Below are 20,177 nucleotides of genomic sequence, written 5' to 3'. Positions count from 1 at the left end.
ACCGACCTGAAGAACCAACGCGGTTTCGTGTGCTGTGGCACCCGAAGGGCCAGCCTTAAACTTCGGGGGAATATTCTATACGCAACGAGGAGGGATGTCGTTAGTAAGAAGGGAATAATCCTGGAAATAATTCGGGGCGCAACAAGAATAATTACGCCCCGCTGAATCAATGAATTCCGCCGATACGATTCAGGCGCACGCCTGTCGGCCATTCACCTTCCTGTTTTTCGAAACTCATCCAGATTGCCGTCGCACGTCCAACCAGATTCGCTTCCGGCACAAAGCCCCAGTAGCGGCTGTCCGCGCTGTTATCGCGGTTGTCACCCATCATAAAGTAGTGACCCGGCGGCACAATCCAGGTAGCCAGCGGCTGGTTCTGCTGACGGTAGTAAATACCGAGCTGATCCTGCGCGATAGGCACGTTGAGAATACGGTGCGTGACGTCGCCCAGCGTCTCTTTACGCTCGGTGAGACGCACGCCGTCTGCCATGCTCTGCCCTTTCGCCATCTGGAAGAAGCCGCTGCTCGCTTCGCCGCCGTTACGACGGCCAAAGGTCTGCACAAAATCGCTCTCTTCCACATTGCTGTAGGTGACAGGCAGCGCGTTACCGCACGCCTGACCGGAACTGCAATTGGGCTGCACGGTAACCTGTTTCGTCACCGGATCGTAGCTCACTTTATCGCCCGGCAGGCCGACCACGCGCTTGATGTAATCGAGGCGCGGATCGTCCGGATACTTAAACACCGCGATGTCGCCACGTTTCGGATGACCGGTTTCGATCAGCGTTTTCTGGTAGATAGGATCTTTAATGCCGTAGGCAAACTTCTCCACCAGAATAAAATCGCCGATCAGAAGCGTTGGCATCATCGAGCCTGACGGGATCTGGAAGGGTTCATAGATAAATGAACGCACCACCAGCACAATCGCCAGCACCGGGAAAACCGAGGCGCCCGTCTCCAGCCAGCCCGGTTTCGGGCCAACTTTTTTCAGCGTCTTCGCATCAAGCGCATCGCCCGTCGCTGCCTGCGCAGCGGCCTGACGCTCCCGGCGTTTCGGTGCAAAAATAAATTTATCCAGGCACCATAAAAAACCCGTCACCAGCGTCGCGATCACCAGGATCAGGGCAAACATGTTCGCCATGCCAACTCCTTTAGGTTATTTGCTCTCTTTGCCAACATGGAGAATGGCGAGGAACGCTTCCTGCGGCAGCTCAACGTTACCAACCTGCTTCATGCGTTTCTTACCGTCTTTCTGTTTCTGCAACAGCTTTTTCTTACGGCTGACGTCGCCGCCGTAGCACTTCGCCAGAACGTTTTTACGCAGCTGTTTCACGGTTGAGCGGGCAATGATGTGGTTGCCAATCGCCGCCTGAATCGCGATATCAAACTGCTGGCGCGGGATCAGCTCTTTCATCTTCTCGACCAGCTCGCGACCGCGATACGGCGCGTTATCGTTGTGGGTGATCAGCGCCAGCGCATCGACGCGATCGCCGTTGATCAGCACGTCAACGCGCACCATGTTGGAGGCCTGGAAGCGTTTGAAGTTGTAATCCAGCGAGGCGTAGCCGCGCGAGGTGGACTTCAGGCGGTCGAAGAAGTCGAGCACCACTTCTGCCATCGGGATTTCGTAGGTCAGCGCCACCTGTTTACCGTGGTAAACCATGTTGGTCTGCACACCGCGTTTCTCGATGCAGAGGGTGATGACGTTACCGAGGAACTCCTGCGGTAGCAGCATATGACACTCGGCGATCGGCTCGCGCAGCTCTTCGATGTTGTTCAGCGGCGGCAGCTTGGAAGGGCTGTCGACGTAGATCACCTCTTTGTTGGTGGTCTGCACTTCATACACTACGGTTGGTGCCGTGGTGATGAGGTCAAGATCGTATTCACGCTCCAGACGCTCCTGGATGATCTCCATATGCAGCAGGCCGAGGAAGCCGCAGCGGAAACCGAAGCCGAGCGCGGTGGAGCTTTCCGGTTCGTAGAACAGGGAGGCATCGTTAAGGCTCAGCTTGCCGAGGGCGTCACGGAAGTTCTCGTAGTCGTCGGAGCTGACCGGGAAGAGACCGGCGTAAACCTGCGGTTTCACCTTTTTAAAGCCGGGTAGCGCTTTGTCTGCCGGGTTACGGGCAGCGGTCAGGGTATCCCCTACCGGCGCGCCGAGAATGTCTTTGATGGCGCAGACTAACCAGCCCACTTCGCCGCACTTCAGTTCGGTGCGGTCGATCTGCTTCGGCGTGAAGATCCCGAGACGGTCAGCGTTATAGACCTGGCCGGTGCTCATCACTTTGATTTTGTCGCCTTTGCGCATGGTGCCGTTTTTGATACGCACCAGCGAGACAACGCCGAGGTAGTTATCGAACCAGGAGTCGATGATCAGCGCCTGTAGCGGGGCATCAGGATCGCCTTCCGGCGGCGGAATGTCGCGCACCAGGCGCTCAAGAACATCCGGTACGCCAACGCCAGTTTTCGCCGAGCAGCGCACCGCATCGGTGGCGTCAATGCCGACGATATCTTCAATCTCTTCCGCTACGCGCTCAGGATCGGCCGCCGGCAGGTCGATTTTGTTCAAGACCGGCACCACTTCCAGATCCATCTCCATCGCGGTGTAGCAGTTCGCCAGCGTCTGTGCTTCCACGCCCTGGCCTGCATCAACCACCAGCAGCGCACCTTCACAGGCGGCCAGCGAGCGGGAAACTTCGTAGGAGAAGTCAACGTGGCCCGGGGTGTCGATAAAGTTCAGCTGATAGGTTTCGCCGTCGGTGGCTTTGTAATCCAGCGTCACGCTCTGTGCTTTGATAGTAATGCCGCGTTCGCGCTCGAGATCCATGGAGTCCAGCACCTGGGCTGCCATTTCGCGATCGGAGAGACCACCGCAAATCTGAATAATACGGTCAGACAGCGTCGATTTACCGTGGTCGATGTGAGCGATGATCGAAAAGTTACGAATATTCTTCATAGAGTGAGATTTTATGCCTTACGAGTAACTAAGAGGCCTGTTCGCGCCTGACGTCAATGTACTAAAACGCCGCATTCTACACTACAACCACAACGCGGGGAAATGCTCAAACCGCCCACACTTTGTAAGCGGTAACAGGCAGGATCAGGGACGGCTTTCGGCGGATGCGTCGTCGACGCGAATAAGGTTCGGCGGCAGGCCGACGCTAAGGATTATTGGCTGCCATTCGCTACGGGTGGCAAGCTTCGGCGAGAGACCGCGCGCCAGCAGAAAACCGCCGATACCGCCCAGCACAGCGCCGCTAAACGCCGCCATATCGTTACCGAACAGCGTCTGGAACAGTGCGCCCATCACAAACAGGCCAAGCAGCGGTGTCATATAGACCAGCACCGCGGAGCCAAGCAGGCTGCTCTCCGCAATGCCCAACTCAACTTTCTGCCCCGGCTCCAGCGGCTCAGCGCAGGGTACGGCGATGGTGTGCGTAGTTTGCGGGCCAAGCTTGTTGAGTACGCGGCTGCCGCAGCCGGCACGCGAGGCACAGCTGCTGCAGGAGGCTTTCACGTCACATTCGACCAGCGCCTGGCCATGCTGCCAGGAGACGACGGTTGCCCACTCTTTAATCATTGTGCAGCCCTGAATTTGACGTTATCCGCAATGCGTTTTGCCGTTTGCGGTGGCAGCTCGCCCACGATGGTAATTTCGGCGTTGTCGCGCACGGTAGTGCTGACGGTGCGTCGACCGGTGCGTAGCATCTGGTCGCTGCTGTTCTGGTTTGCACGGTTGATGTTAACCGAGAAGCTGAACAATCCATCGGAGTAGAGGCGTGATTCGACGGGTACATCGACGGTCGGCAGCTGTCGGCGGCTGCTGGCCACTTCGGTGAAGCCCTGCGGCAGCCATGATGGCACCCAGTTAAAGTTCACTTTGTCGCCCGTCGGCACCGAGAGCAGCGGCGGCAGGCTCGCTTTCGCCAGCGTTTGCATGCTGTCGCTCACCTGACCATTGACGTTGAACGCAATCACGCGGAACTGCTCAAGGGTTTCGCCATCGCGATCGAGCAGATCGACGCGCATCGGCAGCCGGCTCTCTTCATCCATCCACACAATATAGCTGTAGCGCGTACCGTCACGCGCCACGACGCGGATCACTTCACACAGCCTGTCGGCAATGCGCGTGCGCCCGACGGAGATAAAGTCGTAGTACGGCGAGAGACGTTTAAAATCGGTATAGACCAGCGACGGCAGCGAATCGACGATGTAGTTACCGTTGAGCGTGAAGGGCTCAAGTCCAGGTTCGAAGTAGCTGATCTCATTGCCGCGCTGCACCACTTCGCGGCGCGGGCCATCCATTTGCAGCAGCTGCGCAAGCGCCTGGTTGTCGAGGCGCGCATGACGATAGCGCAGCGATTCAACACCCTGTTTGTTGATGCTGATAAAGGAGAGTTCGTAATTGAGGGACTGGCTCGCTACATTCATCTGCTGTAACAACGCCCCGGATGAAACATCAGCCGAGGCGTTAGTTGAGCAAAGTAGACCAGCAGCCACAAAAGAGAGGGCACACCAAAGTTGCTTCATTACTGCGATTGCGTTCCTAAGGTTTGATTTCCTGGCACCTGGACAGCGGCCTGCTGAGTTTGCGCCTGTTCAAACTGAAGCTGCTCAGCGTGCAGACGGCGTTGCAGTTCGTAATCCTGCAGCATCGCGTTGATGCGACGACGCTGTTCCTGAACCTGCTGCTGCTGACCGGCACTTGCCGTCGCATCAGCCGGAACACCCAGGCTCACCGGGCTGGCTTTGCCCATCATCGGCAGTGTGTTAAACACTGGCGCTTCGGGCTGCTGGGTGGATTCAGCCTGGCCATTATAGTGCTGAACGCCAACAATGACAGCTAACGATACGCATGCCGCAACGCCCATCTGGGTGAGCTGACTCGCCCACGGACGCACTTTGTGCCAGAACGGCATCTTCTGCCATTGCTGCGGTGCCGGCTGCGCTTCAGGGATAAGCGGCGTCGCAGGCTGCACGGCGTCACTCTCAATCGCGGCCATCACCCGATCGGAGATATCGAAATGCAGCAGGTCGGCAGTATCACCACGCATTGAATCACGGATGAGGTGGTAACTCGCCCAGGTTCGCTGCATTTCTGGATCACGGGACAGCTCACTGAGCAGTTCGTTATCCAGGGTCTCACCATCCATTAAAGCGGAAAGTTTTTCTTTCTGCATGCCTAATACCTTTTCCAGTATCCCGCTATCGTCAACGCCTGATAAGCGGTTGAACTTTATTATCAATGGCTTCCCGCGCACGGAAGATACGAGAACGAACTGTACCCACCGGGCAATCCATGATGACCGCTATCTCTTCATAGCTTAGGCCATCCAGCTCCCGTAACGTAATTGCCATACGTAAATCTTCCGGGAGAGACTCAATAGTGCGGAAAACGATTTGTCGCAGTTCTTCTGACAACATTAAGTTCTCAGGGTTCGAAATTTCTTTCAGCGCGCCGCCGCTTTCGAAGTTTTCCGCTTCATTCGCATCCACATCGCTGGATGGCGGCCTGCGCCCCTGAGCAACCAGGTAATTTTTCGCTGTATTCACAGCAATACGGTAGAGCCAGGTATAAAAAGCGCTATCACCCCTGAAAGAATCAAGCGCGCGATAGGCTTTAATAAAGGACTCTTGTGTTACGTCAGGCACATCGCCTGAAGGGACATAACGAGAGACCAGGCTAGCCACTTTATGCTGGTAGCGCACCACCAGTAAGTTAAAGGCTTTCTGATCTCCCTTCTGGACCCTTTCAACAAGAATCTGATCCGTTAACTGCTCGCTCATCCGAGGTAAAGTCTCCCCAAAACCCATTTCCACGCGTAGCCAGAACGCCACTCCAAAACTGCATTATGAGCAAGCAGCCAATTAGAGAGCAGACCAGTAAGAAAGTTCCGTCACGCCTTTGTTTTTGTGCAGAGTTACGCAGAACTTTCGTTATCACTCATTATAAGTCTGCCGACCACATGCACCCTATTCTCAAAGAAAAGACCTTAAGATCGCCAGAGATTACCGCACTAATGCTTTTTTTTCATCCTTAATACACCTTAGTAAACAAACAGCCTTTTCTTAGTTTTTATCCTCTCTCTTCAGCCACCAGCGCCCGTCATGTTTAGTGCTTAATACACAAAACAAAAAAATGTGCATTTGCTGCGCGGGTGGTGCTATTCTCGAGCAACTCTTGTTTAGTAAATTAAACACACTATGCAAACAACTCTTGAACTCTCCTGTGATGTGCTGGTTATTGGTAGCGGTGCGGCGGGCCTTTCCGTTGCGTTACGTCTGGCGGCTCAGCACTCCGTTATCGTTTTAAGCAAAGGGTCGGTCAGCGAAGGGTCAACACTCTACGCGCAGGGCGGTATTGCGGCGGTGTTTGATAAAACTGACAGCATCGCCTCCCATGTCGAAGATACCCTGATTGCCGGTGCCGGCATTGTCGATCGCCACGCGGCGGAGTTTGTCGCCAGCCATGCGCGTCACTGCGTGCAGTGGCTTATCGACCAGGGCGTGATGTTTGATACGGAGTTGAGTGAAAGCGGCGATGCCAGCTATCACCTCACCCGCGAAGGTGGGCACAGCCATCGCCGGATTCTTCATGCTGCTGATGCCACCGGCAAAGCGGTGGAGAACACGCTGGTGAGCCAGGCGATGAGCCACCCGAATATTCGCCTGCTTGAGCGCACCAATGCGGTTGACCTGATTATCTCTGACAAAATTGGCCTGCACGGTGCGCGCCGGGTGGTGGGTGCATGGGTGTGGAATCGCAATAAAGAGCAGGTTGAAACCTGTCGCGCAAAAGCGGTGGTGCTGGCCACCGGCGGCGCATCGAAGGTCTATCAGTACACCACCAATCCCGATATCGCTTCCGGCGATGGTATCGCCATGGCCTGGCGCGCGGGTTGCCGGGTAGCGAATCTGGAGTTTAATCAATTTCACCCCACCGCGCTGTTTCACCCGCAGGCGCGCAATTTCTTGCTGACGGAAGCGCTGCGCGGTGAAGGCGCACACCTGAAACGCCCGGACGGCACACGCTTTATGCCCGACTTTGACCCGCGCGGCGAGCTTGCTCCGCGCGATGTGGTGGCGCGCGCCATCGACCATGAAATGAAACGCCTCGGCGTCGAGTGCATGTACCTGGATATCAGCCACAAACCGCCTGAGTTTGTGCGCCATCACTTCCCGATGATCTATGAGAAGCTGCTCGGCCTTGGCATCGATCTGACCAAAGAGCCGGTGCCGATTGTGCCCGCGGCACACTACACCTGTGGCGGGGTGATGATTGACGATGCCGGCCGTACCGATGTTGATGGTCTCTATGCGGTCGGCGAAGTGAGCTACAGCGGCTTGCATGGCGCTAATCGCATGGCCTCTAATTCACTGCTGGAGTGTCTGGTCTATGGCTGGTCGGCCGCTGAAGATATTGCGCACCGTATGCCGGACATCGAAAACGTGCCTGCGTTACCGGCGTGGGATGAAAGCCGCGTCGACGATGCCGATGAGCGGGTGATCCTGCAACATAACTGGCATGAGCTGCGGCTGTTTATGTGGGATTACGTCGGGATTGTGCGGACCACGAAGCGCCTTGAGCGGGCGTTGCGCCGCATTAACTTGTTGCAGCAGGAAATTGACGAGTATTACGCGCACTTCCGCGTGTCAAATAACCTGCTTGAAGTGCGCAACCTGGTGCAGGTGGCGGAGCTGATTGTGCGCTGCGCAATGATGCGCAAAGAGAGCCGAGGCCTGCACTACACGCTGGATTACCCGCATCAGCTGCCGGAATCCGGGCCAACGGTGCTCTCGCCGCAAAGTTACATAAAGAGATAGAAGGTCTGGGTCAGCGCGCTAAAGCTTTCTGAATAGCGCTGATCCGCGCCGCGGATCACCAGCCTGTCGGCAAAGAGTTCGCCCTGTCGCGGCGAGAAGGCCAGCAGCACGCGGTGCGGTAAGCGCCCTTCCGTTTCCGCGACATCGGTGCGCAGACGCAAATGCCAGCCGAGCTGTCGCGCTTTCTCGCTAAAGCCTTCACAGGTCTCCACCGGCAGCACCACGCAGAAAAAACCCTCTTCGGTGATAAGCGTCGCGGCGATCTCCAGCAGCGTCTGGTGATCGAGGGTGGTGGTGTAACGCGCGCGGTCGCGCTCAGGCGTGGCGCACTTAACACCCTCTTCAAAATAGGGCGGATTGCTGACGATAAGATCAAAACGCGCGGTGTTCTGCTGGCTCCAGGCGAGAATATCGGCGCAATGGACGCGAATGCGATCGGCCCACATAGAAGCCTGCACGTTCTCCTGCGCCTGCCCTGCCGCCTGCTCATCAAGCTCAACCGCATCGACAGTTACATCATCTGCGGTACGCTGCGCCAGCATCAGCGCCAGTAAACCGCTGCCACTACCAATATCAAGAATATGACGGGCGCGGGAGACCGGTGCCCAGGCGCCTAACATCACACCATCGGTACCGACTTTCATGGCACAGCGGTCATGCGCGACGAAAAAAGATTTAAACGTGAAGCCATCGCGGCGAAGCTGAGCCTTTGGCTGAGACATCTTTACAACCTCAAAACGGAAAACCGCTGTAGCATAGGGGAAAGCGTAGCGTCAGAAAAGCGATAAGCAGACAACAGATGAAGATTGCAGCCGTAACGTCTATAATCAGCGCCCCACACAGAGGTAGAACATGACTGTAACGACTTTTTCCGAACTTGAACTTGACGACAGCCTTCTGGACGCGCTCCAGAATAAAGGCTTTACACGCCCAACCGCTATCCAGGCCGCTGTTATTCCGCCTGCGCTTGAAGGGCGTGATGTCCTCGGTTCTGCGCCCACCGGGACAGGTAAAACCGCAGCCTTTTTGCTGCCGGCGTTGCAACACCTTCTGGACTTTCCGCGTAAGAAATCCGGCCCGCCGCGTATCCTGATCCTGACGCCAACCCGTGAGCTGGCGATGCAGGTTGCCGACCACGCGCGTGAACTGGCGGCTAACACTCATCTGGATATCGCCACCATTACCGGCGGTGTGGCGTATATGAACCACGCCGAAGTGTTCAGCGAAAACCAGGATATCGTGGTCGCCACCACCGGCCGCCTGTTGCAGTATATAAAAGAAGAGAACTTCGACTGCCGCGCGGTCGAGACGCTGATCCTTGACGAAGCGGACCGCATGCTGGATATGGGCTTCGCGCAGGATATCGAGACCATTGCGGCTGAAACGCGCTGGCGCAAGCAGACGATGCTCTTCTCCGCCACGCTGGAAGGCGATGCGATCAAAGATTTTGCCGAGCGCCTGCTGGAAGAGCCGGTTGAGGTCTCTGCCACACCATCGACCCGCGAGCGTAAAAAAATTCATCAGTGGTACTACCGTGCCGATGATGTGCAGCACAAAACCGCGCTACTGGTGCACCTGCTGAAACAGCCGGACGCCACCCGCACCATCGTCTTTGTACGCAAGCGTGAGCGCGTGCATGAACTGGCGACCTGGCTGCGCGAAGCGGGCATTAACAACTGCTATCTCGAAGGCGAGATGGTACAGATCAAGCGTAACGAAGCGATCAAGCGCCTGACCGAAGGCCGTGTCAATGTTCTGGTCGCAACCGACGTTGCCGCGCGCGGGATTGATATTCCCGATGTCAGCCACGTGATTAACTTCGATATGCCGCGCAGCGGTGATACTTACCTGCACCGTATCGGCCGTACCGGCCGCGCCGGGCGCAAAGGCATCGCCATTTCACTGGTTGAAGCGCACGACCACCTGCTGCTGGGCAAAGTGGGCCGTTACGTTGAAGAGCCGCTGAAAGCGCGCGTCATTGATGAGCTGCGCCCGACAAGCCGTCCGCCAAGTGAAAAGCTGAACGGTAAGCCGTCGAAAAAAGCCTTAGCGAAGCGTGAAGAGAAGAAAAAAGAGAAAGATAAAGATAAGCCGCGCGTTAAGCAGCGCCATCGCGATACCAAGAATATTGGTAAGCGCCGCAAGCCAAGTACGGCGGGCAGCGAACAGCAGAAGAGCGAAGAGTAAAAAAACGCCGGGGAGACCCGGCGTTTTTTATTGCTGCCTGCGATTACAGGCTTTCAGTAAAGGTACGAGCGATAACGTCGCGCTGCTGTTCCGGTGTCAGCGAGTTGAAACGCACAGCGTAACCGGAAACACGAATCGTCAGCTGCGGGTATTTTTCCGGATGCTCAACGGCGTCCATCAGCGTTTCACGACGCAGCACGTTAACGTTCAGATGCTGACCACCTTCAACGCGGACTTCCGGCTGCACTTCCATCGGAATTTCGCGGTATTCGATATCGCCGAGTTTACTTACCGCAACAACATCATCTTCAGCAAAACCCGCTTTAGCGCAGACGCAGCGTGCTTCGCCTTTTTCGCTATCAAGCAGCCAAAATGAGTTCAACAGATCGTCATTAGCCGCTTTTGTAATCTGGATACCTGTAATCATGTATAGCCTCCCTAGGCAGATTAGGTGATTGACCGAACGCAAGTCGGCCAATTGGTAAAACCATTGTTGTCTGGCTGTTTATATACCAGCCCGCACCGGGCCATTCTTTGATTTTAGTCAATAAAAACCATACGGCAAAAATGGCTATTAGGGTTTGTTCTTGTTTTATATCAATTTATGCCGCGCGGACGCACTAAAAATTTACGTAAATTTTCAACTATTTTTTAGTGTGGATGCGCTCCCGGGTGCGGCTAATTTTGTTATGGAGAAAGAAGCAGTTAAGCTACGGCAAACCAACTTTGCAGGAGATCGGGATGACGACTTCATTGACATGGCATGACGTACTGGCAGAAGAGAAACAGCAGCCCTACTTTGTGAACACCCTTAATACCGTGGCCGCTGAGCGCCAGTCCGGCGCGACGATCTATCCGCCGCAGAAAGATGTCTTTAACGCCTTTCGTTTTACCGAGCTTGGCGATGTGAAAGTCGTGATCCTCGGCCAGGATCCCTATCATGGCCCCGGTCAGGCGCACGGGCTGGCCTTTTCCGTGCGGCCCGGCGTCGCCGTTCCCCCTTCTTTATTGAATATGTACAAAGAGTTAGAGAAAACCGTGCCGGGCTTTACCCGCCCTGATCACGGTTATCTGGAGAGCTGGGCGCGCCAGGGCGTGCTGCTGCTTAATACGGTGCTTACCGTACGCGCCGGGCAGGCGCATTCCCACGCCAGCCTCGGTTGGGAAACCTTTACTGATAAAGTTATCAGTCTGATTAATGAGCACCGTGAAGGCGTGGTCTTTTTGCTGTGGGGGTCGCATGCGCAGAAGAAGGGGGCGATTATCGACAGGAAACGCCATCATGTGCTGACCGCGCCGCATCCGTCGCCGCTTTCGGCACATCGCGGCTTTTTTGGTTGTAACCATTTTGCGCTGGCGAATGAGTGGCTGGAGCAGCATGGCGAAAAGCCGATTAACTGGATGCCGGAACTGCCAGCGGAAAGCGAATAGGGTATGCGGGGATGTGCCGGATGGCGGCGTTGCCTTATCCGGCCTACGAAACAGCCAGCGGAACGCGAACAGGATATGCGGAAGATGTGCCGGATGGCGGCGTTGCCTTATCCGGCCTACAGAAGTGCTGCAGGTAAGGTCGGGTAGACGCTCGCGCCACCCGACCTTGATACTTTACGCCTTGTTCTGACGCCACCACTCGGCGAGCAACACGCCGGTTGCGACCGAAACGTTGAGGCTTTCAACATTGCCAGTGCCTTCGATAGAGACGCTCAGATCGGCGCGCGACAGCGTTTCATCGGAAATACCATCACGCTCCTGGCCTAACACCAGCACCATCTTCTTCGGCAGCTCAGCTTTGAACAGCGGCGTGCCGTTATGGCTGGATGTTGTCACCAGCGCGTAACCTGCCTGACGGAATGCTTCCAGCGCACCAACAAAGCTTTCGCCGGTGATCGCCTGCACGTGTTCCGCCCCACCCTCTGCCGTACGTACCGCAGCACCGGATTCGATCACGCCGGCATCCTGCAATACCACGCCTTTCACGCCAAAATGCGCGCAGCTACGCATAATCGCGCCAAGGTTGTGCGGGTTACCGACATCTTCCAGCGCCAGTACACAATCTTCTTCACCTGCGCTCGCCACCCACTTCTCAACGCTCAAACCGTTGCGTTTTTTGATCAGGAAGCAGACGCCGCCGTGGTGCTCGGTGCCGGACGCTTTTGCCAGCTCCTGCTCATCGACTACGTGGTACGCTTTGCGGTTAGCCGCCATCCAGCGCAGCGCTTCTTTAAAGCGCGGCGTGACGCTCTGCACAAACCAGGCGCGCACGATACAATCCGGGCGGCTGCTGAACAGCGCCTGGCAGGCATTTTCGCCATACACGCGCGTCTCTTCTGCACGCTGACGGCGCAATACTTCAGGATCGATATAGCTTTTACCGCTAATACCGCCGTGGTCCGGCTTCTCCGGCGTTTCATCGCCAGGTGCGCGTGACACGGTGCGCCACGGTGAATCACCCCGTGCGCTGTAATCATCACGCGGTGCGCGACTTCTCTCATCGCGTTGCGGACGACCACCTCTGTCATCACGTGCAGAACGACCTTTGTCGTCACGGCCCGGGCGACTTCTGTCATTGCGGGAAGCGTTTCCGGTACGTGCAGGCCCTTTCCCGGTACGCGGGTTGTGACCTCGTTTATCGGAATCATCATCACTGCGGACATACATCACTTTGACCTTGCCGCTCTTATTCTTTAACTCATCGTTCATGCTTTTCTCCACCAGCGCTGCGCGAAGCGCGCAGATTACCTGATGTGCCGACGCTTCGCCATTAATTCATTCAAAAGCCAGCGACTATTGTACTCATTGAATAAACCACGTTGTTGTTTAAAACCTGTACATCAATAATACGTAACATTGTAGAAACATAACGGCATCATGCCGCTGTGTACCACCGCTTCCCTGAGGTTAGTTATGAATACCGTATGTGCAAGCTGCCAGGCGTTGAACCGTATCCCGCAAGAACGCATGCAAGATGCAGCGAAATGTGGGCGTTGCGGGCATGAGCTGTTCGACGGCGACGTGATCAACGCCACCGGCGAAACGCTCGATAAACTCCTGAAAGACGATCTGCCGGTGGTCGTCGATTTCTGGGCACCGTGGTGCGGCCCGTGCCGTAACTTTGCGCCGATATTTGAAGATGTCGCGGAAGAGCGCAGTGGCCAGGTACGCTTTGTAAAAGTGAACACCGAAGCAGAACGCGAACTGAGCGCGCGTTTTCGCATTCGCAGCATTCCGACCATCATGCTGTTCAAAAATGGCGAAGTGGTGGACATGCTGAGCGGCGCGGTACCGAAAGCGCCGTTCGACAGCTGGCTGAACGAATCTCTTTGATCCTGTCGGGGCGCATCTTGTGCCCCGTTTTTACCTCTGCGACAATGGCGTTTTTCCTGTGCGACCGCCATGACTGATAACGCCGTTCTCAAACTCCGCGCTGAGCGCCTTGCCCGCTCGACCCGCCCTTTTCTTGCGCGCGGTAACCGTATCCGCCGCTGTCAGCGCTGTTTGCTGCCGCTGCGTAACTGCCTGTGCGATACCTTAAAGCCAACCGCTGCCGAAAGCCGCTTCTGCCTGGTGATGTTCGATACCGAGCCGATGAAGCCGAGCAATACCGGGCGTTTAATTGCCGATGTGCTGCCCGATACGCTGGCGTTTCAGTGGTCGCGCACCGAACCGCCGCAGGAGCTCATTGATTTATGTAGCAGCGACGCGTATCAACCGATGGTGGTGTTTCCCGCTTCTTATGCTGGCAGTGAGCGACAAGTGCTGAGCGCGCCGCCCGCAGGAAAACCGCCGCTGTTTATTATGCTCGACGGTACCTGGACCGAAGCGCGCAAGATGTTCCGCAAAAGCCCCTATCTTGATGCCCTGCCGATTATCTCCGTCGATCTGTCGCGGGTTTCGGCTTATCGCCTGCGGGAAGCACACGCCGAGGATCAATACTGCACGGCAGAAGTGGCCATCGCCCTGCTCGATCTGGCCGCTGATAACGCCGCAGCGCAAGCATTAGGCGATCATTTCACGCTGTTTCGTGAGCGCTATCTGGCCGGGAAACCGCATCATTCGTCCACCGTCACAGCAAAAGCGGAAGAAAGCGTTTAAAATCATCGGGTCACTTATTTGTGGAGACCGGTATGAGCCAGCGAGGGTTGGAAGCGTTATTACGTCCCCGTTCGATTGCGGTTATCGGCGCATCCATGAAACCGGATCGCGCCGGTTTTCTGATGATGCGCAATCTTCTCGCCGGCGGCTTTGCCGGGCCGGTGCTGCCGGTCACGCCCGCCTATAAAGCCGTGCAGGGCGTGCTTGCCTGGCCGGATGTCGCCAGCCTCCCCTTTACTCCCGATCTCGCGGTGCTCTGCACCCATGCGAAACGCAACCTGGCGCTGCTGGAGGCGCTTGGCGAAAAGGGGTGTAAAACCTGCATTATTCTCTCGGCCCCGCCGGAACAGCACGCCGATCTCCTTGCCTGCGCGGGCCGCTATCAGATGCGCCTGCTCGGGCCAAACAGCTTAGGCCTGCTCGCGCCGTGGCAGGGTCTGAACGCCAGTTTCTCGCCGGTGCCGATCACGCGCGGCAAGCTGGCGTTTATTTCCCAGTCTGCTGCCGTCTCTAATACCATTCTTGACTGGGCGCAGCAGCGCGAGATGGGTTTCTCCTACTTTATTGCGCTCGGCGATAGCCTCGATATCGACGTTGATGAGCTGCTTGATTTCCTGGCCCGCGACAGCAAGACCAGCGCTATCCTGCTCTATCTTGAGCACCTCAGCGATGCGCGCCGTTTTGTCTCCGCCGCCCGCAGCGCGTCGCGCAATAAACCGATTCTGGTGATCAAAAGTGGCCGCAGCCCCGAAGCGCAGCGCTTGCTGCATGTCCACGCCGGGCTTGATCCCGCATGGGACGCAGCAATCCAGCGCGCCGGTCTGCTGCGCGTACAGGATACCCACGAACTCTTCTCTGCCGTTGAGACGCTGAGCCATATGCGCCCACTGCGCGGCGAGCGGCTAATGATTATCAGCAACGGTGCGGCACCCGCAGCGCTGGCGCTGGATCAGCTCTGGTCACGCAATGGCAAGCTGGCGACGCTGAGCGAAGAGACGCTGGCGCAACTCTCCACTGCGCTGCCGGAGTCTGTCGCCGCCGGAAACCCGCTCGATCTGCGCGATGATGCCAGTAGCGAACGCTACGCCGCAGCGCTCAACATCCTGCTCGACAGCCACGATTACGATGCATTGATGGTGATCCACGCGCCGAGCGCCGCGGCACCGGGCAGCGAAAGCGCGCTGGCGTTGATCGACGTATTGAAAAAACACCCGCGCGGCAAATATGTCACCGTGCTGACTAACTGGTGCGGCGAGTTCTCGTCGCAGGAGGCGCGTCGGCTCTTTAGCGAAGCGGGCCTGCCGACTTACCGGACGCCGGAAGGAACCATTACCGCCTTTATGCATATGGTGGAGTATCGCCGTAACCAGAAACAGCTACGTGAAACCCCGGCGCTCTCCCTGCGCCTGACGGCAGATACCGCCGATGCGCGAAAACTGCTGCAACAGGCGCTGGCCGAGGGCGCAACGACGCTCGACACCCATGAAGTTCAGCCGATTTTGCGTGCCTGGGGGCTGCAAACGCTGCCCACCTGGATTGCGGGCGACAGCGCCGAAGCGGTGCATATTGCCGAGCAGATTGGCTACCCCGTCGCGCTGAAGCTGCGCTCGCCTGATATTCCGCATAAATCTGAGGTACAGGGGGTAATGCTCTATCTGCGTACCGCCAAAGAGGTGCAGCAGGCGGCGGATGCCATTGTTGAGCGCGTTAAGCTCAACTGGCCGCAGGCGCGCATCCAGGGTTTGCAGGTGCAGAGCATGGCGAACCGCGCAGGCGCGCAGGAGTTGCGGGTGGTAGTGGAGCACGATCCGGTGTTCGGCCCGCTGATTATGCTGGGCGAAGGCGGCGTCGAGTGGCGCGCGGAGGATCAGGCCGCGGTGGCGTTACCGCCGCTCAATATGAACCTCGCCCGCTATCTGGTGATTCAGGCAATTAAGCGTAAAAAGATCCGTGGGCGCAGCGCCTTACGCTCGCTGGATATTGCCGGGCTGAGCCAGTTTCTGGTGCAGGTCTCCAATCTGATTATTGATTGCCCGGAGATCGCGCGGCTCGATATTCACCCTCTGCTGGCATCCGGCAGCGAATTCACGGCGCTGGATGTCTCGATGACGTTAGCGGCGGCCAGTGAAAATGGCGAAGCGCGGCTGGCGATCCGCCCCTATCCGCAATATCTCGAAGAGCAGGTGACGATGAAAAACGGCGAGCACTGCCTGTTCCGCCCGATCCTGCCGGAAGATGAGCCTCTGTTGCAGCAATTTATCTCGCAGGTAACAAAAGAGGATCTCTATTACCGCTACTTTAGCGAGATCAACGAATTTACCCATGATGATTTAGCGAATATGACGCAAATCGACTACGATCGGGAAATGGCATTTGTCGCAGTACGCCGCACGGAGCAGGGTGAAGAGATCCTCGGCGTAACCCGAGCGATATCCGATCCGGATAATGTTGATGCCGAATTTTCCGTGTTGGTGCGTTCTGATTTAAAAGGTCTCGGGCTTGGGCGGCGTCTGCTGGAAAAACTTATTGCCTATACCAGGGATCACGGACTTAAGCGTTTGAATGGTATTACTATGCCCAACAATCGCGGTATGGTGACGCTGGCGCGTAAACTGGGATTTGATGTCGATATCCAGATGGAAGACGGGATTGTAGGGCTTTCACTTCCTCTGGCACAGACGGCGCAATCCTGAGTAAGGTACTGGAAATGTTGACCACTTTAGTGGACACGGTGTTATTATTGCCCGCTTATGTCGTCTGCATGGTACAGAAGACCCTTCAATAAACAGAGAAGAAACGCACTGTGATGTTGTCAAAATTTAAGCGTAATAAACATCAACAACACCTTGCCCAACTCCCCAAGCTTTCTCAGTCAGTTGATGAGGTAGAGTTCTTCTACTCACCGGCCGATTTCAGGGAGACGTTGCTTGCCCGGATAGCGAGCGCGACGCGCCAAATCTATATCATCGCTCTGTATCTGGAACAGGACGATGGCGGGAAAGGCGTGATGAACGCGCTGTATGAAGCAAAACGTCAGCGTCCGGAGCTGGACGTGCGCGTACTGGTTGACTGGCATCGCGCCCAGCGTGGCCGCATTGGTGCGGCGGCGTCGAACACCAACGCTGACTGGTACTGCCGCTTAGCGCAGGAGAATCCCGGCGTTGATGTTCCTGTTTATGGCGTGCCGGTCAATACGCGCGAAGCTCTCGGCGTTCTCCATTTCAAAGGCTTTATTATTGATGACGCGGTGCTCTACAGCGGCGCGAGCCTCAATGATGTTTATCTCCATCAGCATGATAAATACCGCTATGACCGCTATCAGCTGATCCGCAATCCGCAGATGGCGGAAGTGATGCGCGGCTGGCTGGAGTCAAACCTGATTCACGGGCGCGGTGTTAATCGTCTTGACGATCCAGAGCGGCCAAAAAGCCCGGAAATTAAAAACGATATTCGTCAGTTCCGCCAGGCGTTGCGCGATGCCTCGTTCCATTTTGAGGGCAATGCCAGCAACGATGAACTGGCGGTTACGCCGCTGGTTGGCCTCGGAAAATCGAGCCTGCTGAATAAAACCATCTTCCACCTTATGCCCTGTGCGGAACAGAAACTGACTATCTGTACTCCGTACTTCAACCTGCCGGCAGTGCTCGTTCGCAACATTATTCAGCTGCTGCGCGACGGGAAAAAGGTTGAGATTATCGTTGGCGATAAAACGGCGAATGACTTTTTTATTCCGGAAGATGAGCCCTTCAAAATTATCGGCGCGCTGCCCTATCTCTATGAGATTAACCTGCGCCGCTTCCTGAGCCGCCTGCAGTATTACGTTAATACCGATCAGCTTGTGGTTCGCCTGTGGAAAGATGGCGATAACAGTTACCACCTGAAAGGGATGTGGGTCGACGATGAGTGGATGCTGCTGACGGGTAATAACCTTAACCCGCGCGCCTGGCGTCTGGATCTGGAAAACGCAGTATTGATTCACGATCCGAAACAGCAGCTGGCGGCCCAGCGCGATAAAGAGCTGGAACTTATCCGCACCCATACGACAGTGGTGAACCACTATCGCGATTTGCAAAGCATCGCCGAGTACCCGGTGAAAGTGCGTAAGCTTATTCGTCGCTTGCGCCGTATCCGTATCGATAAACTGATCAGCCGGATCCTCTAATATTGAAGCCCTGTCTTATGACGGGGCTTTTTTTCAGGTCTCTGCGTATGAACAAAACCTTTCTGTTAAGCACCCTCTTATTAACCGGCTGTAGCCACATGGCGAACGATAGCTGGAGCGGCCAGGATAAAGCGCAGCACTTTCTGGCCTCGGCAATGCTTTCTGCCGCAGGCAATGAGTATGCGCAGCATCAGGGTATCAGCCGCGATCGCAGCGCCCTTGTCGGAGTAATGTTTTCAGTAAGCCTTGGTGCGTCGAAAGAGCTGTGGGACAGCCGCCCGGCGGGGAGCGGCTGGAGCTGGAAAGACTTCGCCTGGGATGTCGCCGGTGCCACAACGGGCTACGCCGTGTGGCAGCTGGCTGACCATTAAAGGCGTATGCCCTTCCCTTTACGGTGCAGCGTCAGCGATACCAGAAATGCCACTGCGCCCATTGCGGTGACGTACCAGAAGAAAACCGTTTCGAAACCGACTGATTTTAACGACAGCGCCACATATTCAGCCGATCCGCCAAACACCGCATTTGCCACGGCGTAAGATAAGCCAACGCCCAGGGCACGCACCTGCGCCGGGAACATCTCTGCTTTTAATATCCCGCTGATTGAGGTGTAGAAACTGGCGATCACCAGCGCCAACATGACGAGCGCGAAAGCGGCATAGGGTGAAGTTACGCTGTGCAGTGCCGTGAGAATAGGCACCGTACAAACGGTCGCCAGCCCGCCAAACAGCAGCATGGAAGTACGCCGCCCGATGCGGTCGGATAACGCACCGATAATCGGCTGGATCAGCATAAAGAGGAACAGTGCCACGGTCATGATGACACTGGCGACATTGGCATGCATACCGGCAGTATTGACCAGGTATTTCTGCATATAGGTGGTAAAGGTGTAGAAGGTGAGCGAGCCGCCGGCCGTAAAGCCAAGCACCATCAGGAACGCTTTACGGTTGCGCCACAATCCTTTCATAGAGCCAGCTTCTTTCAGGGAACGCACTTCCTGCTGGGAGGTTTCATCCAGCTGGCGACGTAACCAGAGCGCGACAATCGCCAGCGCAGCGCCAAGAGCGAAAGGTATACGCCATCCCCAGGCCCTGAGTTCTGAGTCTTCCATCACTTGCTGCAGGATCACCACAACCAGTAATGCCAGCAGTTGTCCGCCAATCAGGGTGACATACTGAAATGAGGCATAAAAACCTTTGCGCCCCTCTACTGCCACTTCGCTCATATAGGTCGCGCTTGTGCCGTATTCGCCGCCGACCGACAGCCCCTGGAAAAGACGTGCCAATAGCAGTAATGCCGGAGCCCACGTACCTATGGTTTCATACCCCGGTAAACAGGCGATCACCAGCGAGCCAAAACACATCATACAAACTGAGATCAGCATCGATCTTTTACGCCCATGACGATCGGCAATACGACCAAATAACCACCCCCCGATGGGGCGCATCAGGAAACCTGCGGCAAAAACACCGGCGGTCTGAAGAAGTTGGGTGGTAGGGTTACCTTGCGGAAAAAAGATGTGCGCGAAATAGAGGGAGCAAAATGAGTAGACGTAAAAATCGAACCACTCCACCAGGTTACCCGATGAGGCCCCGACGATGGCCCATACGCGGCGACGCGTATCGCTGCTGGTGAGCGATTCACTATTTTTCATGCTGTTCTCAGCCATTCGAATGTAACTCCTGCTTACGATAGGTATTATTTTTAGAGCGAACGTCCCTGCTCAATGTGGACAAAAGAGTGAGATGTTACATCTTTGTTATGGTTAAAAGGTGACGAAGATCCCATTTCGACTTAGGTAGGTTAGTAATTAAGATTATGACCTGGCGGGTGCGTTCGTAGTGATACGTCACGGCGGCCTGGATGATAAGTATCAGGGTTAAAAGATCTTTTCCAGCAAGCCAGGCGATGGCGA

At 56.0% G+C, this 20,177-nt stretch carries 18 protein-coding genes; 8 read left to right on the top strand and 10 right to left on the bottom strand.

Features of this window, described 5'->3' with window-relative positions; genetic code table 11:
* Window positions 1-166: 166 nt before the first annotated feature.
* The 6 genes from lepB to rpoE form a co-directional block, all read right to left on the bottom strand.
* The gene (gene lepB / locus N7V53_RS06325; RefSeq protein ID WP_023481224.1) at window positions 167-1,141 is read right to left on the bottom strand and encodes a signal peptidase I; all 975 of its coding nucleotides are present in this window, start codon (window positions 1,139-1,141) and stop codon (window positions 167-169) included.
* Window positions 1,142-1,156: 15 nt separating this feature from the next.
* Window positions 1,157-2,956 (bottom strand): translation elongation factor 4, encoded by a 1,800-nt coding sequence (gene lepA, locus N7V53_RS06320; RefSeq protein ID WP_023481268.1) that lies wholly within the window; start codon window positions 2,954-2,956, stop codon window positions 1,157-1,159.
* A 144-nt stretch (window positions 2,957-3,100) separates the two neighbouring features.
* Entirely contained in the window at window positions 3,101-3,580 is a 480-nt protein-coding gene (gene rseC, locus N7V53_RS06315) for a SoxR-reducing system protein RseC (protein ID WP_023481219.1), read from the bottom strand.
* Window positions 3,577-4,530, bottom strand: a complete 954-nt coding sequence (gene rseB / locus N7V53_RS06310; protein ID WP_023481233.1) for a sigma-E factor regulatory protein RseB — start codon at window positions 4,528-4,530, stop codon at window positions 3,577-3,579. The genes rseC and rseB overlap by 4 nt, the downstream gene beginning before the upstream one ends.
* Window positions 4,530-5,180, bottom strand: coding sequence for an anti-sigma-E factor RseA (gene rseA / locus N7V53_RS06305; protein ID WP_023481278.1), 651 nt, complete (start codon window positions 5,178-5,180; stop codon window positions 4,530-4,532). Before rseA ends, rseB begins: the two co-directional genes overlap by 1 nt.
* A 31-nt stretch (window positions 5,181-5,211) precedes the next feature.
* Window positions 5,212-5,787 (bottom strand): RNA polymerase sigma factor RpoE, encoded by a 576-nt coding sequence (gene rpoE, locus N7V53_RS06300; protein ID WP_023481263.1) that lies wholly within the window; start codon window positions 5,785-5,787, stop codon window positions 5,212-5,214.
* Window positions 5,788-6,204: 417 nt separating this feature from the next.
* Between rpoE and nadB the strand changes: the two genes are divergently transcribed.
* A complete protein-coding gene (nadB, locus tag N7V53_RS06295; RefSeq protein ID WP_279792773.1) occupies window positions 6,205-7,824 on the top strand; it encodes an L-aspartate oxidase in 1,620 nt (539 codons plus the stop codon).
* On the opposite strand, the gene N7V53_RS06290 is transcribed toward nadB, so the two are convergent.
* Window positions 7,809-8,546, bottom strand: coding sequence for a tRNA1(Val) (adenine(37)-N6)-methyltransferase (locus N7V53_RS06290; RefSeq protein WP_279792772.1), 738 nt, complete (start codon window positions 8,544-8,546; stop codon window positions 7,809-7,811). The two genes, nadB and N7V53_RS06290, sit on opposite strands and share 16 nt — an antisense overlap.
* A gap of 130 nt (window positions 8,547-8,676) precedes the next feature.
* On the opposite strand from N7V53_RS06290, the gene srmB reads away from it, so the two are divergent.
* Window positions 8,677-10,011, top strand: coding sequence for an ATP-dependent RNA helicase SrmB (gene srmB / locus N7V53_RS06285; RefSeq protein WP_023481243.1), 1,335 nt, complete (start codon window positions 8,677-8,679; stop codon window positions 10,009-10,011).
* 43 nt (window positions 10,012-10,054) lie between these two features.
* On the opposite strand, the gene grcA is transcribed toward srmB, so the two are convergent.
* Window positions 10,055-10,438: an autonomous glycyl radical cofactor GrcA gene (grcA, locus tag N7V53_RS06280; RefSeq protein WP_023481164.1), complete on the bottom strand. Its 384-nt coding sequence runs from the start codon at window positions 10,436-10,438 to the stop codon at window positions 10,055-10,057.
* A gap of 314 nt (window positions 10,439-10,752) precedes the next feature.
* Between grcA and ung the strand changes: the two genes are divergently transcribed.
* Complete coding sequence (gene ung / locus N7V53_RS06275) at window positions 10,753-11,442, top strand: uracil-DNA glycosylase (RefSeq protein ID WP_279792770.1); 690 nt, start codon at window positions 10,753-10,755, stop codon at window positions 11,440-11,442.
* Window positions 11,443-11,616: 174 nt separating this feature from the next.
* Here the strand turns inward: ung and N7V53_RS06270 are convergent, their stop codons facing one another.
* A complete protein-coding gene (locus N7V53_RS06270; protein ID WP_023481180.1) occupies window positions 11,617-12,711 on the bottom strand; it encodes a tRNA/rRNA methyltransferase in 1,095 nt (364 codons plus the stop codon).
* Window positions 12,712-12,915: 204 nt separating this feature from the next.
* Here N7V53_RS06270 and trxC point away from each other — a divergent pair, with 204 nt between their 5' ends.
* The 5 genes from trxC to N7V53_RS06245 all read left to right on the top strand — a co-directional run bounded on the left by trxC (window position 12,916) and on the right by N7V53_RS06245 (window position 18,636).
* Window positions 12,916-13,335, top strand: coding sequence for a thioredoxin TrxC (trxC, locus tag N7V53_RS06265; RefSeq protein ID WP_023481256.1), 420 nt, complete (start codon window positions 12,916-12,918; stop codon window positions 13,333-13,335).
* A 69-nt stretch (window positions 13,336-13,404) separates the two neighbouring features.
* Window positions 13,405-14,103: a DTW domain-containing protein gene (locus N7V53_RS06260; RefSeq protein ID WP_279792769.1), complete on the top strand. Its 699-nt coding sequence runs from the start codon at window positions 13,405-13,407 to the stop codon at window positions 14,101-14,103.
* Window positions 14,104-14,135: 32 nt separating this feature from the next.
* Window positions 14,136-16,796, top strand: a complete 2,661-nt coding sequence (gene pat, locus N7V53_RS06255) for a protein lysine acetyltransferase (protein WP_279792768.1) — start codon at window positions 14,136-14,138, stop codon at window positions 16,794-16,796.
* A gap of 113 nt (window positions 16,797-16,909) precedes the next feature.
* Entirely contained in the window at window positions 16,910-18,265 is a 1,356-nt protein-coding gene (gene pssA, locus N7V53_RS06250; RefSeq protein WP_124967561.1) for a CDP-diacylglycerol--serine O-phosphatidyltransferase, read from the top strand.
* 47 nt (window positions 18,266-18,312) lie between these two features.
* On the top strand, window positions 18,313-18,636 hold the full coding sequence (locus tag N7V53_RS06245; RefSeq protein WP_279792766.1) for a YfiM family lipoprotein: 324 nt from the start codon (window positions 18,313-18,315) through the stop codon (window positions 18,634-18,636).
* Here N7V53_RS06245 and N7V53_RS06240 read toward each other — a convergent pair.
* Complete coding sequence (locus N7V53_RS06240) at window positions 18,633-19,931, bottom strand: MFS transporter (protein WP_279792765.1); 1,299 nt, start codon at window positions 19,929-19,931, stop codon at window positions 18,633-18,635. The genes N7V53_RS06245 and N7V53_RS06240 overlap by 4 nt on opposite strands.
* Window positions 19,932-20,177: the final 246 nt, after the last annotated feature.

Origin of the sequence: Kosakonia sp. HypNH10, from assembly GCF_029850615.1 — a bacterium.
GTDB lineage: Bacteria > Pseudomonadota > Gammaproteobacteria > Enterobacterales > Enterobacteriaceae > Kosakonia > Kosakonia cowanii.
The sequence above is the reverse complement of the archived record's forward strand: the minus strand, read 5'-3'. Positions and strand labels throughout refer to the sequence as shown.

Bases quoted from the DNA above. Each gene is read 5' to 3' on its own strand.
- lepB (WP_023481224.1), bottom strand. From the start codon at position 1,141: ATGGCGAACATGTTTGCCCTGATCCTGGTGATCGCGACGCTGGTGACG.
- lepA (WP_023481268.1), bottom strand. From the start codon at position 2,956: ATGAAGAATATTCGTAACTTTTCGATCATCGCTCACATCGACCACGGT.
- rseC (WP_023481219.1), bottom strand. From the start codon at position 3,580: ATGATTAAAGAGTGGGCAACCGTCGTCTCCTGGCAGCATGGCCAGGCG.
- rseB (WP_023481233.1), bottom strand. From the start codon at position 4,530: ATGAAGCAACTTTGGTGTGCCCTCTCTTTTGTGGCTGCTGGTCTACTT.
- rseA (WP_023481278.1), bottom strand. From the start codon at position 5,180: ATGCAGAAAGAAAAACTTTCCGCTTTAATGGATGGTGAGACCCTGGAT.
- rpoE (WP_023481263.1), bottom strand. From the start codon at position 5,787: ATGAGCGAGCAGTTAACGGATCAGATTCTTGTTGAAAGGGTCCAGAAG.
- nadB (WP_279792773.1), top strand. From the start codon at position 6,205: ATGCAAACAACTCTTGAACTCTCCTGTGATGTGCTGGTTATTGGTAGC.
- N7V53_RS06290 (WP_279792772.1), bottom strand. From the start codon at position 8,546: ATGTCTCAGCCAAAGGCTCAGCTTCGCCGCGATGGCTTCACGTTTAAA.
- srmB (WP_023481243.1), top strand. From the start codon at position 8,677: ATGACTGTAACGACTTTTTCCGAACTTGAACTTGACGACAGCCTTCTG.
- grcA (WP_023481164.1), bottom strand. From the start codon at position 10,438: ATGATTACAGGTATCCAGATTACAAAAGCGGCTAATGACGATCTGTTG.
- ung (WP_279792770.1), top strand. From the start codon at position 10,753: ATGACGACTTCATTGACATGGCATGACGTACTGGCAGAAGAGAAACAG.
- N7V53_RS06270 (WP_023481180.1), bottom strand. From the start codon at position 12,711: ATGAACGATGAGTTAAAGAATAAGAGCGGCAAGGTCAAAGTGATGTAT.
- trxC (WP_023481256.1), top strand. From the start codon at position 12,916: ATGAATACCGTATGTGCAAGCTGCCAGGCGTTGAACCGTATCCCGCAA.
- N7V53_RS06260 (WP_279792769.1), top strand. From the start codon at position 13,405: ATGACTGATAACGCCGTTCTCAAACTCCGCGCTGAGCGCCTTGCCCGC.
- pat (WP_279792768.1), top strand. From the start codon at position 14,136: ATGAGCCAGCGAGGGTTGGAAGCGTTATTACGTCCCCGTTCGATTGCG.
- pssA (WP_124967561.1), top strand. From the start codon at position 16,910: ATGTTGTCAAAATTTAAGCGTAATAAACATCAACAACACCTTGCCCAA.
- N7V53_RS06245 (WP_279792766.1), top strand. From the start codon at position 18,313: ATGAACAAAACCTTTCTGTTAAGCACCCTCTTATTAACCGGCTGTAGC.
- N7V53_RS06240 (WP_279792765.1), bottom strand. From the start codon at position 19,931: ATGGCTGAGAACAGCATGAAAAATAGTGAATCGCTCACCAGCAGCGAT.